Raw genomic sequence first — 13,844 nt, forward strand, 5'->3', positions numbered from 1 at the left:
TTGAGCATGTATTTGGTAGTTTAAAAACTTTCAAAATCCTTGCCGAGCGATATCGTAATCGAGGAAAAAGACTGGGCTTAAGATTCAATTTAATTGCGGGAATCTATAATTTAGAGCTGAGCAAAAATGAATTATGAAAGAAGTCTATTTAAATCTTATTTTTAAATTATCTTTTACTTTTTGTTTTTCTTAATCTTTTTGGCTGTATGTCGGAGATAAAAATAAATCCTGATTATTTCAATCCGGCTTTTTTAAATAAATACTATGAACAGGTGATTGAAATTGAAAAAGTAAATTTGGTAGGTGAAGTGGTGGTTGTTACTGATTTAAAAGATGACTCTGGAATTAAGGTTGCAAAGATCGGTGAAGATGAATATTTTTATGAGAATACAATAAAAATTTATGGGATACCAAAAAAAAACAGGTAAATATCATGTTGAATTGAGAGGGTATTATAGAGCTGGTGTTGGTGGGTCTTCTTTAAAATTTAATAAAAAGTATGATTTAGTGATTAATGATAAATAGTTTTCATACTACATAAATAAACCCGCATTAAGCGGGTTTATTTTTATCTCAAAAGAGATTACATGTTAGGGTAATTAGGACCACCACCACCCTCAGGTGTTACCCAAGTAATGTTTTGAGAAGGATCTTTGATGTCACACGTCTTACAGTGCACACAGTTTGCCGCGTTAATTTGGAAACGCTTAGAACCGTCATTCTCTTCCATAATTTCATAAACACCGGCAGGGCAGTAGCGCTGAGCAGGCTCATCCCATTTTGGTAAGTTCACATTTACAGGAATAGAAGCATCTGTCAATTTCAAGTGAGCAGGTTGGTTCTCTTCATGTACCGTATTTGATACGAATACTGAAGACAAACGGTCAAATGTAATTTTACCATCTGGTTTTGGATAATTCGGTTTGAAGTTCGCAGTATCGACAGTTTTTAAAGCGCTGAAGTCGGGCTGTAAGTCATGCAGCGTGAACGGCACTTTAAAGATGTTTTGATCAACAAAGTTGAACGCACCACCCATCCATTGACCAAACTTATGCATAGCAGGGCCGAAGTTACGAGAGTTATATAACTCTTCTTTCAACCAACTGTTGTTAAACTTGTCTGTGTACGCAGTTAACTCTTTAGCGAAGAAGTCTTCACCTTCAGTTACACGTGCAATGGCAAGGTCACCACCTTTTTCCACACCCGCAGCAATCGCTTCAAATACAGCTTCACCGCACAGCATGCCTGATTTCATTGCTGTATGAGAGCCTTTGATTTTCGCAAAGTTTAGGAAACCTGCGTCATCACCAATTAAGCTACCACCTGGGAAAGTGAATTTAGGTAGTGAGTTGAAGCCACCTTTTACAACCGCACGTGCGCCATAAGAAATACGCTTACCACCCTCAAGATATTGCTTGATCAGTGGATGTGTTTTCCAACGCTGCATTTCCATAAATGGATACATGTGTGGATTGGTGTATGACAAGTCAACGATCATGCCCAAAGTCACTTGGTTGTTCTCAGCGTGGTATAGCCACCAACCGCCTGAAGAACCTGTTTCATTTAAAGGCCAACCTGCACCGTGCATCACCAAACCTGGCTTGTGTTTAGCAGGATCGATTTCCCAAAGTTCTTTAATACCAATACCGTAATGTTGCGGATCAGCATCTTTATCTAAGTTGAACTGAGCAATCAGACGTTTACCTAAGTGACCACGACAGCCTTCAGCAAATAATGTGTATTTGGCATGAAGTTCATAGCCAGGAGTAAAGTTATGCGTTGGTTCGCCATCTTTACCAATACCCATGTCGCCAGTCTGAATACCTTTCACAGTCCCGTCTTCATGGTAAAGAATTTCAGATGCTGCAAAGCCTGGGAAAATAGACACTTCTAATTCTTCAGCTTTAGCACCCAACCAACGAACCACGTTACCTAACGAAATAACATAGTTACCATCGTTATGCATGGTTTTTGGCACCATCCAATGCGGTGCTTCTTGTGATTTTTCATCAGACAATAAGAAGAAGGTTTTATCTTCAGTCACAGGCACATTTAACGGTGCGCCTTGTTCTTTCCAATCTGGGAACAATTCATTCATCGCGCGGGGTTCAAGCACAGCACCCGATAGAATATGCGCACCTACTTCGGAGCCCTTTTCCACGACACAAACGGACAGATCGTTTAGGTTATTTTCAATTGCAAGTTGACGAATTTTAATCGCAGCAGATAGGCCGGCAGGACCTGCACCGACGATAACTACGTCAAACTCCATCGATTCACGTTCGATGTGTTCCATGTAGGACTCCTCATATTTCGGAAGGTGGCATCCATTCAATTCATTTAAATGGTGCTGCCATGAGTGTTCTTAATGCCCAGACACAATTTTTCTATCGTGTCTTTGATATTGTGGGCTAGTATAGTTTTAAACCGAGTTCTAGCCAATTGGCTGAATCATATTATTTTTCCGTCACTAAGGTATTTATTAGGCGGATGAAGCAGCAATTGAACGAAAACCCGACGAAAAAATTCATTAATAGGGATGATAGAAATTTAATGAACATTGCACAATACTTAAAAGATGGACAGTCCGGTCACAAAAGGTCAATCCCCCCATTAGATCAATGGCATCCAAAGCATTGTGGTGCAATGGATTTGAAGGTTTTAGCCAATGGAGAATGGTGGCACGATGGTCAATTGATCAAGCGGCAAGCACTCATTGATCTGTTCTCAACCGTGCTTTGGAAAGAAGATGGGAAATTCTATTTAAAAACCCCTGTGGAACAAATTGAAATACAGGTGGAAGATGAGCCTTTATTTGTTAATCAAGTCGATACGCTTGAGCTAGAAAACAAGAGCTATATCCAGTTTACGACCACAACACAAGACGTGATTGTTGTGGATGATGAACATCCTATTTTTATGCGTGAATATCAAGGTGAATTGCGCCCTTATGTACATGTGCGTTTTGGAATTAATGCACTGATCCAGCGTGCCGCATTCTTTCATTTGGTTGAGATGGGTGAACTGCTTGAAAATGAAAAAGGTGAATCCATTTTAGTGTTACAAAGTGGTGATTTGAGCTTGCAATTAGGCACCTGAGGTTTAAGCTTTCCACCTTGTCATTCTGAACAACATATAAGTGATCCTATGACCGCCATTCACCCCATTTACCCACTGGATGTACCCATGCCGAAAGCTGGCGCAGATGCACCGATCGGTTTATTTGATTCGGGGATTGGTGGCTTATCTGTGGCCTTGGAAATTGCGCGCTATTTGCCGAATGAACGTATTGTGTATTATGCCGATACTGCACATGTACCCTATGGGCCACGTGATGATCAAAATATACGTGAATTGACTGCACATGCCATAGAGTGGTTATACCGCCAAGGTTGTAAAGTCGCTGTCGTGGCATGTAACACGGCATCTGCTTTTAGTTTGGATTATTTGCGTGAACATTATGGGGAGAACTTCCCCATTATTGGTTTAGTTCCTGCGTTAAAGCCTGCCGTTCTGCAAACAAAAAGTAAAACAGTGGCTGTTCTTGCAACACCTGCGACATTTCGTGGAAAGTTGATTAAAGATGTGATGCATCGTTTTGCTGAGCCGGCAGGGGTCAATGTTCTGACTGTTACCAGTTTGGAATTAGTACCCTTTGTAGAAGCAGGCGCGCAGATGAGTGAGGCTTGTCTTAACACATTAACTAAGGTTTTACAGCCAGTTGTAAATCAAGGTGCAGATTTTTTAGTGCTTGGATGTACACATTACCCCTTCCTAAAATCGGCAATTCAGTATATTTTTGGTCAGAAGCTGACATTAATTGACTCAGGTTTTGCAGTTGCACGACAAACAGCCCGAATTTTGATTAAAAATGAGTTATTATTTGATCAGAAAAGAGAAAATTGTTTGCGTATAGAGTGCTATGTCAGTGGCAATAATGCGGAAAATTTAAAACCGGTTGTGGCGCGCCTGATTCAAGATGATATTTCTTGGAACATTGCCAACATCGGACTTATAAGTTCAGAAGACTAAATCAGTCATTTTGGACAACGTTAAATGAAAAAATTAGTTTTTTATTGGGGTAGTCATGTCGCATTTTCCAGCTAAGATCAATTCGATGCTGAGTGCGTTATGCAGCGGGAGAGGATCACTAATGCTCGATAAGCGTTATCAAGTATTCATTTCCACATCTGGTAGCGAAATGCAGCCGGAACGGATTATTTTGGCTCAGACGCTTGTAGGAATGGGGTTTTTCTCATGGGGGCTAGAACAACGTACACCATTGAGCACTGCTTTTGCACGTCGTCAAATTGACGATTGTGACTATGTGATGATTTTATTGGGTAGTCAATACGGTGAGCAGTCTGTGTCTGGTGTGGGCTATATGCACCTTGAATACATCTATGCGGTGACCAAGCAAAAACCTGTCATTGTGTTTATGCATGATGATCCAGATTCACGTGATGATGCGTTACATGATGCTAAACCTGAACTTCGTGAAAAATTTAAAGAATTTAGAAAACTATTACAAAATGAAGTTGATCAAGTTTTTACCTATCGTAGTTTGCGTGATTTAGAAATGGCAGTTCGATTGAACATGCCACAAATGCTAGAACGCTATCCTGTTACAGGTTGGGTGCGACCACAGAATACTCAAGCTTTACATGATGAAATTGATCGTTTAAAAGCCCAGTTAGTTCAACTCGAAACAGAGTCGGGAAAACGCGAAGTTGATCCGTTCTTATCTTTACCAAAAGTGTCGATGCATGAACTATTTTCATTTGAATACCGCATGCACGCTTATCAAGATGGTAATTTCAAAGAATTAAAAGTACAGAAGAAAATGACGTGGGCGCAGCTCTTGTCGATTTTAGGCGCAACCTTTGTTAATCCAACCCCTGAAGAATTCTTCTCTAAACGAATGAATGAGTTTTTGAATGAAACAGGTTTGGATGATGCACGTATTGAGATGCCACGTGCTCATGCGGTTGCGCGGGCACAAGTGAATATTCGTGCTTTACACAGCATTAAAAGCCAGATGCGGCAGAATGACTGGATTGTGCCCAATGGCCGAGATGATCGTCAGCGGATGTTGTGGCAAGTGACCAGTAAAGGTCAAAAATTACTAGAAAGTAATTTGCTTGATAATGATCGAGTTTTTCAATTTAAATCTGCATATTAATCTATTTTATTAAATGGATTAAAAGCTGCTACATTAGCGTCATTCAAATTGATGGAAAAAGCGTAATGTTGCCTGTCGAGAAAGCTAAAGTCACCATTATTCTGGCGAATCTAGGTACGCCTGATGCGCCAACTGTGCCCGCAGTGCGTCGTTTTCTGCAACAGTTTTTGTCAGATCAGCGGGTGATTGAAATCCCGAAACCGATATGGCAAATCATTCTACGTTTGTTTATTTTGCCATTTCGCCCTAAACGTGTTGCACATGCTTATGATATGGTTTGGGGTAATGATTCGCCCATGCGTGAAATTTTATTTGAGCAAGTCGCCGCAGTAAAACAGCATCTCACAGCAAAATATCCAGAATTTGAACTGAATGTGATTCCGGCCATGACTTATGGTAATCCGGGGATTTCTGCCGCTTTAGCGCAATTGGCTGAGCAGCCTCAAGACCATATTCTATTATTTCCGTTGTTTCCACAGTATTCAGCAACATCTACGGCACCTTTATATGATGCGATTGCTAAATGGATTCCACAGCAGCGTAATTTACCTGGTCTGAGCATTATTCGTGACTATTACCAGCATCCTGTGTTTATACAGGCCTTGGCGCAAAGTGTGCGTGATTATCAAGCTAAACATGGTGTACCAGATAAATTATTGATGTCATTCCACGGTATTCCACAGCCTTATGCCGATAAAGGTGATCCCTATGCTGACCGTTGCCGTGTAACAGGGCACTTGGTCGCAAAAGCGCTCGGTTTAAATGAAGATCAATATGAAATCAGTTTCCAATCGCGTTTTGGTAAGCAAGAGTGGGTGAAGCCTTATACCGATGCCACCTTAGAAGCATGGGGCAAAAAAGGCGTGAAATCGGTACAGGTCATGAGCCCAGCATTTTCAGCGGATTGTTTGGAAACGCTAGAAGAGTTGGCGCTGCAAAATGCTGAAATTTTCCAAGCAGCAGGAGGTGGCGAATATGGTTATATTCCCGCATTAAACGCGCGGGATGATCATGTTAGATTGCTCAATTTGTTACTTCAAGCTAATCTTGATGCCTTAAAGCAAACATTAGCCCATTCATCGCCTTGAGGTTGTCGCCCTATGTTGCAAGTTAAAATCGTGCCCGTCACGGCATTTCAACAAAACTGTTCCATTGTTTGGGACTCTGAGTCGAAAGAAGCGGTCTTGATTGATGCAGGGGGAGAGCCGGAAAAATTAAAAGCCGAACTTGAAGCGCTCGGTTTAACGGTCAAAGCCTTGTGGTTAACGCATGGCCATTTAGACCATGCGGGTGCGGTTGGGGCATTAACCCAAGCATGGAATGTTCCGGTGATTGGCCCGCATAAAGAAGATGCATTTTGGTTGGACATGATTCAGGAAGTTTCTGCGAAATATGGTTTCCCTATCCCTGAAAGTGTCCATGTGACTCAATGGTTGGAAGGCGGCGAAACCTTGAAGCTGGGTGCAGAAGAGTTTGAAGTGCGTTTTGCACCGGGGCATACACCGGGTCATGTCATGTTCTATAACGCAAAATATGCCGTGCTTTGGACGGGTGATGTGTTATTTAAAGGCTCGATAGGCCGGACAGATTTTCCACGCGGTAACCATCAACAATTACTCGACTCTATTCAGCGTGAATGTTTTAGCTTGCCGGATGACACCCAGTTTATTTCAGGGCACGGTCCAATGAGTACCATTGGTTATGAAAAACAACATAACCCTTTCGTTGCTGGTAAAGCGGGTTAAGCAACAAGATTGAGAAAGCCAATAAAAAAGGAATCCACACGGATTCCTTTTTTATTTACCTAAATAACAGGTTTATGAACTTGAGTCCTTAGAATTGATCTTCTTCACGGCCACCATCAGCCTGAGGTGCATCTTGTGTCGGCAGACGATATTCATCATTGGCCCATGCACCGAGATCAATCAATTTACAACGATCTGAGCAGAATGGGCGATATTCATTATTTTCCCAAGTCGTCAATGCGCCGCAGCGTGGACAATTCATGGTGGTGGGCATGCTTAACTCCAGCAAAAACGGATGATTCAATTAGGCAAATACAGTCGCAGTTGTTAGACTTATGCCGTTCTGTTTAGTTTGATCTGTTTATGCCTATTCGTCAATTTCAAGCGCAGCGTATGCGAGCTCCCCGTGATTTTCAGCCGATTGATTCCACACCGATTTGTGTGGAAATTGGGGCTGGTAAAGGTAAACATGCATTATTGTTTTCAGCCAATCACCCTGAATTTCAATTGATTGCTGTTGAGCGGACACGTGAAAAATTTGTTGCGATGCAAAAACAGCATAAAATTGAAGGGCAGCAAAATCTTAGCCCTGTTCATGCAGATGCGATTCCTTGGGTAGTACATGCCTTACATCCTGCGCAAGTACAGCAATTCTTTATTTTGTACCCAAACCCTGAACCACATAATCCTGCACAGCGCTGGTTAAATATGCCGTTTTTTGAATTTCTATTGTCGCGTTTGCAGCCGGGTGGTCAGATTACCTTGGCCAGTAATATTCCTGAATATATTGAGGAAGCGCAGCAGCAGTTAATTGATGTTTGGAAGCTACCTTTTGTCAAAGAACGCATTGCAGAGACTTCAGCACGTACACACTTTGAGATTAAATATCTAGAACGTGGTGAACTCTGTCAGCAGCTAATCATTACCAAGCCTGTAGATTACACCACACGTTTTGATGATTTTCAGCCGCTACAAGGCAAGCAACTCACCGAAGCATCTGCGGAATAATTGGGCATGACTCAGCGTATTGCAATCATTGGGGCAGGGCCTGCGGGATTGATGGCGGCGGAAGTGCTTAGCCAATTTGACTATGACATTCATGTTTATGAGCAAAAACCATCGGCAGCCCGTAAATTTTTAATGGCTGGCAAGACGGGGCTGAATATTTCGCATGCAGAACCTGTTGAACAATTTGTGCAGCGCTATGATCAAGTGGAATGGCTGAGTCCATGGGTTAAGCAGTGGGATGCAGCATGGATTCAACAATGGATGATGGGGCTAGGTATTGAAACCTATATTGGTTCATCAGGTCGGGTCTTTCCTATTGAAATGAAAGCTGCGCCTTTGCTACGTGCATGGTTAAAACGCCTCAGTTTCGACGGGGTGCAGTTTCATTATCGACATCAAGTTTTGGACTTGCAGTCCAATCAGCTAACGATTCAAAACCTTGTTGATGAATCAAGTCAAGTACTTGGTTTTGATGCAATTATTATGGCATGTGGCGCAGTGTCTTGGTCACGTTTAGGCAGTGATGGCGCATGGCAAAAATGGCTGCAGCCTGAGTGTATTGAAGCTTTTCAGGCCAGTAATGCCGGTGTGGAACGCGTTTGGTCGAAGTTTATGCAGCCCGTGTTTGGACAGCCTTTAAAGCGGGTCAATGCATGGGTCGAGCAAGCCGAACCGACCCAAGGTGATATCATCATTTCACACTATGGACTGGAAAGTGGATTGATCTACAAACAAGGTCGTGCTTTGCGTCAACAAGTGAAATCTGCTCAGCCAATGCAGCTGACTTTGGACTTATTGCCAGATCAAAGTGTTGAACAATTGGCTAAGAAATTACAGCCTTCGAAAAAGCAATCTTTAACCAATGTTTGGCGTAAAGCCGGTTTAGATGTGGCGAAAGCTGCACTGGTCCGTGAACTGGTGGATAAATCTTTGTGGCATGAACCTGCCTTACTTGCTGCGAAAATTAAACACTTAAATATTCAACTTGATGGATTTCGCCCGATAGATGAGGCGATTAGTTGCGCAGGTGGTGTGAAGCGTTCAGTCCTAAATGATGGCTTACAATTGAAGAGCAATCCTGCAGTATTTGTCTGTGGAGAAATGTTGGATTGGGATGCGCCTACTGGAGGTTATTTGCTGACGGCATGCCTTGCAACCGGTCGAGCAGCGGGTGAAGAGGTTCAAAACTATCTGGTTTCTTTGCAGAACTAAGCGCTTCAAATTGTCACAATCTTGCTGAGGAGTTGTGATATTTTGAGATGAAATTCTTCTAAGAAAGACCACTATGCGCGTACAAGAACAATATACCGGAAGCTGCTTGTGTGGAGCGGTTTGTTATGAGATCAATGGTCCGATTGGTGAAATCGTGCAATGTCATTGTTCTCGGTGTAGAAAAGCCAATGGTACAGCATTTGCGACCAATGCCCCGATTGCTAAAGCAGATTTTAAAATTGTGGCTGGTGAGCAGTTTCTGAAACAGTATGCGTCCACGGCCACTACGCAGCGCTGTTTTTGTAGTGAGTGTGGTTCGCCGATCATCAGTATTAAGGCTGAAACGCCTGATTATTACCGCCTACGTATAGGTACCTTAGATACGCCTCTGACGCAGAAACCGACCTGTCATATCTTTGTCGCATCCAAAGCTGAATGGGAAAGCATTCATGATGATTTACCGCAATATGCAGAGCATCCTTAATTTTTTTGCGTTGTATTTCTAAATAAAAAAGGGTTCACGTGGAACCCTTTTTGTTTAAGTCATTTTTCGACTTTTAATTTATTGAGCTTGAGCAGGATGTTTAAGCTCGGGATATTGTTCCTGCCAATGACCTAATTGTTCTTGTGCATGAATAAACTGACCGAGACCTTTGACACTATCACTAGGATTTTTCAACTCACCATCGGCTGTTTGATTTTTCTCACGATAAATTTGTGATTGATTGTCCCAGTACTGGTACATCAAGCCTTGAATGTAACGGCCTTGTTCAGTTTTCATTTCGAGTTCTTTGAGCATATTCAGTGCTGACTGGATGTTGTCACGCTTACGCTGTGTAGCAAATTCATCAGTGAGTTTGCCTTCCTCACGCAGTTTCATCAGCTCATCTTCCATCTCATCGCTAATTTGACTAAAGCTCTCGTCATATTGCGTCAGAAGCGTGAGGTCGTGTAGATCATCTGGGGTCTTGGCAAAGTTTTTAATAGGATCACTATTTAGCTCTTTCATGATTTGATCGTCGGAACTGATTTCACTATTTTGTTCCACCGTTTTAGATGATTTTTCACATGCAGTGAGTCCTAGCACCGTACCCATGAAGAAGATGACACTGAGTTTTTTTAAAGAGATTGGCAAGAGCATAATCGTGTCCTAATGTGTTTTTCTAAAGATATAGACATGCGTGATATAGGGAAAATCAATGAAATCCTGCGCAGTCTTTTGGGTTGATTCAGCCACGATATTTTCAAATAGTTGTTTCAGTTTTTGTTGTTCATCCATGCTTAACGCTGCAATAAAACTGGTGGACAATAATCGTTTGGAAACCACGTGTTCCACTGTACCATGATGCAATTGTTGAAAGGTGGTTTCGGCAATTAATTTAAATGTTTGCTGCTGTTCAAACACTTTTTGCCATTGCCCACTATGATAACGTGGTGTGTCACCTTCGAGCTCACTCAAGACATCAGCGAGTTGTTTGACCCAATTGACTTGGATATCACGCTGGTTCCAAATCAAAACAAGATCACCATTGGGAACCAAGATACGACTGATTTCATTGAGGGTTTCAGGGGTGGCAAACCAATGAAATGATTGGGCACAAAATACCGCTGCCACAGAATGATCATGCAATGGAATCTGATCACTTTGGGCGGCTAAAGTTGCAATACGCGGATGTTTTTTCTGCAATTGTTGCAGCATTTCATGCACAGGTTCGATCGCGGTGATATTTTCACTGAGTGGGCGAATATACTCGAGAAATTTGCCTGTACCTGAGCCTAAGTCCACCAGATGGGCTTGAGGGGCTAAAGCTAAATGTTGTTGTAGCCACGCACTGATTTCAATCGGGTAGTCAGGGCGGGCTTGTTGATAGAGTTCAGCTGCAGAGCTAAAGCCTTGTTGTGCGGCAGGATGTATTGAATGTGTCATATTCTGCACTTTTTAATCTGTATGGCCTCTATAAAATAGCATATTTGGAACAAGATAAACTTTGAATGCAACAAGGAAGGAAAAGCGTGACGCAACAAGGACTGGAGCAAAGCACAATGGAAAAGCACATCATTTTTGAAGATGATCAAATTCGTGTCATTTTTCAGCCTGGCAATTCTCGTGAGCTTATTTTCTCCTTCGGTGATTTGATTACCCGTGCCAAGGGTTTGAGCATCAATGCCGAGAAGTCTTTGCAAAAATATGATTTTAATGTGATCGGTGTGATGCCGAAACAAAAATCGTGGTTTCCAGCATCGTCAATGCAACCGATGTATCAAGCCATCAAGCCGATCCTCGAACAATTTGAGATGCGTATTGCCTATGGTGGTTCCATGGGCGGCTATGCTGCCATTAAGTATGCCAATTTATTTGGATTTCATCGTGTGGTCAGTATGGTGCCGCAGTACTCCATAGACCCTGAAGACATTGTCGATACACGCTATGGCATGTTCTTTCAACCTAATCTGCATGCCAATATGCGGGTGCTTGCTGAAGACGTATCGACTACACGCGAATATATCGTGGTGTATGATCCTTATTGTCCAGAAGATCGCGCTCACTTTGAAAAACTACAGGCTTTAATTCCGCATGTGCATGTGTTGCATCTGCCGTTTACAGGGCATGATGCCATTGCAGTGTTGGCGAGTTCTGAACTGTTAAATGATTTCTTGAGACATCCTTTTGATGCGCCGTATTTTTATCAAAAAATGCGTCGGGTTAAGAAAAACAGCAAATTTTATTATCGAAAAGTTATCGAAAATTTACTGACTCGCCATCGAGATGCCTTGGGTGAAATTTTAAAAAGCAATTCGTTTCAGCTTGATCCACAATTTTTTGATGCCAAACAAAAACAGACCTTATTACGGGTATTGTTTAATAACAAACAAGTCAGTGAGCAAGATCTGCAAAAGTTGGGAATCACGACCTTTTTACCTCAGGAAAATCGTAGCCTGTTACTCGACCAGTTTGATCATGGTTTAGTGTTTAACGTGATTAGCCAAAAAATTGAAAGCTATGCAGCTGGTGTAATTGCGCTGAATCACAAGTTTTTGATTCCTTTGCAGCCGAAGGGCACAGGCCTGGTATACGTACAAGTCCAAGATGAGCGTTACATGGTGGTGATGAATGACCGTCAGGTAATGAAATTGGTCTTAGCTCAAGATGAGCTTGCGACTGGTATGCATCCGATTTTAATGCAGAAATATGTGGGCTATTACACGCTGAACTATAAAGAACTGCGTTTGAGTAGTGATGAATTTGGTCAAGTCTTCTTTGTGGAAAATGCCGATGCATCTTGTCAGTTCGTGGTGCAACCCGAACAAATTTAAGCTCGACATTGGGTTGAAAATCCAAAGCTTGCTAATTTGTAGGAAGAGATTATGATGAGAGAAAGGCAGTATAAAAAACAATCATACTGCCCAAAACATCATAAGGAATATGAGGGGTATCAGTATGCATTCAACACAGATGCTTGCTGTATTATTCATCTTAGTGCTGACCATGGGTTCAGCCTATGCACAGGGGGTTAGTTCAAGCATACTGATTTTTAGCAGCAGTATGTTGTTACTTACGATACTGACCATTTATGTCATACTCAAAATTCGAAATTCATTGCAACATCATCTCGATAAACCCGCGAAATAGCGGGTTTTTTATATGCTGTTCGATTGCACTTTGGTGCATCACAGGTTTTAATCATTCACAATCGAATCTTTATAATCGGCCAGAAGGGAAGCAGCCATGAAAGCGGTATTTCTAGATTATCAGTCTCTAGATAAACAGGACTTAGATTTTAGCGGACTAGAAGTACAGTTTGATGACTTGACGCTCTATCCCGCAACAATGGCTGCAGAGGTTGCTCAGCGCATACAAGGGGCTGATGTGATTATCAGCAATAAAGTACACATCAATGCTGAGCACATGCAGCTCAATCCGCAATTAAAACTGATCTTGATTTCTGCTACTGGCACCAATAACGTTGACCTTGTACACGCACAGCAACAAGGCATCGTGGTGTGTAATTGCCAAGCTTATGGCACCGCTGCGGTCGCACAGCATACCTTGATGTTAATGTTGAACTTGGCGACATCCTTTCGACAGTATGATCGCGCGGTTCAACAGGGAAATTGGCAAAAAGCGGATCAGTTCTGCTTACTAGATTTTCCAATTATTGAGTTGGCTGGTAAGACTTTGGGGATTGTCGGCTATGGCGAATTGGGGCAAGCCGTGGCCCATTTGGCTAAAGCGTTTGGCATGAAAATTATGATTGGTGCGCTACCGAATCGACCTATGTTGGCTGAGCGTGTGGCATTTTCTGAGATGCTAGCGCAGGTCGATTTTCTGAGTTTGCATTGTCCTTTAACTGATGAAACCCGTGATTTACTCAATCATGAAAGCTTGGCTCAAATGAAAGCATCGGCCTTTGTGATCAATTGCGCACGAGGTGGTGTTGTCAATGAATCGGCATTAGCCGAGGCATTGAAATCAGGAAAGATTGCAGGTGCGGCAACCGATGTCTTGACGGTTGAGCCACCTAAGCAGGGTAATGTGTTGCTTGACCCAAGTATTCCAAATTTAATTATTACTCCACATAGTGCATGGGGCAGCGTCGATGCAAGACAACGTATCGTGCAGCAAATGGTTGAAAATGTAGAGGCCTTTAAAGCGGGCCATCCTCGTCGTCAGGTCAATTAAATTTTGTCATTAACAC

The 13,844-nt window shown here is 42.3% G+C and carries 16 protein-coding genes and 1 pseudogene; 13 read left to right on the plus strand and 4 right to left on the minus strand.

Annotation, left to right across the window (positions count from 1 at the left end; translation table 11 throughout):
• Positions 1 to 137: pseudogene (locus FTU02_RS09555) on the plus strand (IS5/IS1182 family transposase); the annotation flags it as partial.
• Positions 138 to 206: 69 nt separating this feature from the next.
• On the plus strand, positions 207 to 428 hold the full coding sequence (locus tag FTU02_RS09560) for a hypothetical protein (RefSeq protein ID WP_180156875.1): 222 nt from the start codon (positions 207 to 209) through the stop codon (positions 426 to 428).
• 155 nt (positions 429 to 583) lie between these two features.
• On the opposite strand, the gene FTU02_RS09565 is transcribed toward FTU02_RS09560, so the two are convergent.
• Positions 584 to 2,296 carry an electron transfer flavoprotein-ubiquinone oxidoreductase gene (locus tag FTU02_RS09565; RefSeq protein ID WP_180156877.1) on the minus strand — a complete coding sequence of 571 codons (1,713 nt, stop codon included), beginning with the start codon at positions 2,294 to 2,296 and terminating at the stop codon, positions 584 to 586.
• 194 nt (positions 2,297 to 2,490) lie between these two features.
• Between FTU02_RS09565 and FTU02_RS09570 the strand changes: the two genes are divergently transcribed.
• The 5 genes from FTU02_RS09570 (at position 2,491) to FTU02_RS09590 (ending at position 6,927) form a co-directional block, all read left to right on the plus strand.
• Positions 2,491 to 3,099 carry a DUF1285 domain-containing protein gene (locus FTU02_RS09570; protein ID WP_180157063.1) on the plus strand — a complete coding sequence of 203 codons (609 nt, stop codon included), beginning with the start codon at positions 2,491 to 2,493 and terminating at the stop codon, positions 3,097 to 3,099.
• Positions 3,100 to 3,147: 48 nt separating this feature from the next.
• Entirely contained in the window at positions 3,148 to 4,032 is an 885-nt protein-coding gene (gene murI / locus FTU02_RS09575) for a glutamate racemase (protein WP_180156879.1), read from the plus strand.
• 121 nt (positions 4,033 to 4,153) lie between these two features.
• Positions 4,154 to 5,182, plus strand: a complete 1,029-nt coding sequence (locus FTU02_RS09580) for a DUF4062 domain-containing protein (RefSeq protein WP_067764038.1) — start codon at positions 4,154 to 4,156, stop codon at positions 5,180 to 5,182.
• A gap of 65 nt (positions 5,183 to 5,247) precedes the next feature.
• Entirely contained in the window at positions 5,248 to 6,270 is a 1,023-nt protein-coding gene (gene hemH, locus FTU02_RS09585) for a ferrochelatase (protein WP_180156881.1), read from the plus strand.
• A gap of 12 nt (positions 6,271 to 6,282) precedes the next feature.
• Positions 6,283 to 6,927 (plus strand): MBL fold metallo-hydrolase, encoded by a 645-nt coding sequence (locus tag FTU02_RS09590; protein ID WP_180156883.1) that lies wholly within the window; start codon positions 6,283 to 6,285, stop codon positions 6,925 to 6,927.
• Positions 6,928 to 7,015: 88 nt separating this feature from the next.
• Here FTU02_RS09590 and FTU02_RS09595 read toward each other — a convergent pair whose 3' ends face one another.
• A complete protein-coding gene (locus tag FTU02_RS09595) occupies positions 7,016 to 7,201 on the minus strand; it encodes a DNA gyrase inhibitor YacG (RefSeq protein WP_078189771.1) in 186 nt (61 codons plus the stop codon).
• An 83-nt stretch (positions 7,202 to 7,284) separates the two neighbouring features.
• On the opposite strand from FTU02_RS09595, the gene FTU02_RS09600 reads away from it, so the two are divergent.
• From FTU02_RS09600 to FTU02_RS09610, 3 genes are all read left to right on the plus strand, one after another.
• The gene (locus FTU02_RS09600; RefSeq protein ID WP_180157065.1) at positions 7,285 to 7,935 is read left to right on the plus strand and encodes a DUF938 domain-containing protein; all 651 of its coding nucleotides are present in this window, start codon (positions 7,285 to 7,287) and stop codon (positions 7,933 to 7,935) included.
• 6 nt (positions 7,936 to 7,941) lie between these two features.
• A complete protein-coding gene (locus FTU02_RS09605) occupies positions 7,942 to 9,147 on the plus strand; it encodes a TIGR03862 family flavoprotein (RefSeq protein WP_180156885.1) in 1,206 nt (401 codons plus the stop codon).
• 73 nt (positions 9,148 to 9,220) lie between these two features.
• Entirely contained in the window at positions 9,221 to 9,631 is a 411-nt protein-coding gene (locus tag FTU02_RS09610; RefSeq protein WP_180156887.1) for a GFA family protein, read from the plus strand.
• 78 nt (positions 9,632 to 9,709) lie between these two features.
• Here the strand turns inward: FTU02_RS09610 and FTU02_RS09615 are convergent, their stop codons facing one another.
• Together FTU02_RS09615 and FTU02_RS09620 are read right to left on the minus strand one after the other, a co-directional pair.
• A complete protein-coding gene (locus FTU02_RS09615) occupies positions 9,710 to 10,288 on the minus strand; it encodes a hypothetical protein (protein ID WP_180156889.1) in 579 nt (192 codons plus the stop codon).
• Positions 10,289 to 10,297: 9 nt separating this feature from the next.
• Positions 10,298 to 11,074 (minus strand): class I SAM-dependent methyltransferase, encoded by a 777-nt coding sequence (locus tag FTU02_RS09620; RefSeq protein WP_180156892.1) that lies wholly within the window; start codon positions 11,072 to 11,074, stop codon positions 10,298 to 10,300.
• Positions 11,075 to 11,190: 116 nt separating this feature from the next.
• On the opposite strand from FTU02_RS09620, the gene FTU02_RS09625 reads away from it, so the two are divergent.
• From FTU02_RS09625 to FTU02_RS09635, 3 genes are all read left to right on the plus strand, one after another.
• Positions 11,191 to 12,462, plus strand: coding sequence for an alpha/beta fold hydrolase (locus tag FTU02_RS09625; protein ID WP_180054360.1), 1,272 nt, complete (start codon positions 11,191 to 11,193; stop codon positions 12,460 to 12,462).
• Between the two features lie 124 nt (positions 12,463 to 12,586).
• Positions 12,587 to 12,778, plus strand: a complete 192-nt coding sequence (locus tag FTU02_RS09630) for a hypothetical protein (RefSeq protein ID WP_078189765.1) — start codon at positions 12,587 to 12,589, stop codon at positions 12,776 to 12,778.
• 96 nt (positions 12,779 to 12,874) lie between these two features.
• Positions 12,875 to 13,828 (plus strand): 2-hydroxyacid dehydrogenase, encoded by a 954-nt coding sequence (locus FTU02_RS09635; protein WP_180156894.1) that lies wholly within the window; start codon positions 12,875 to 12,877, stop codon positions 13,826 to 13,828.
• The last annotated feature ends 16 nt before the right edge of the window (positions 13,829 to 13,844 follow it).

Source organism: Acinetobacter sp. YH12045 (assembly GCF_013419925.1).
Lineage (GTDB): Bacteria > Pseudomonadota > Gammaproteobacteria > Pseudomonadales > Moraxellaceae > Acinetobacter > Acinetobacter amyesii.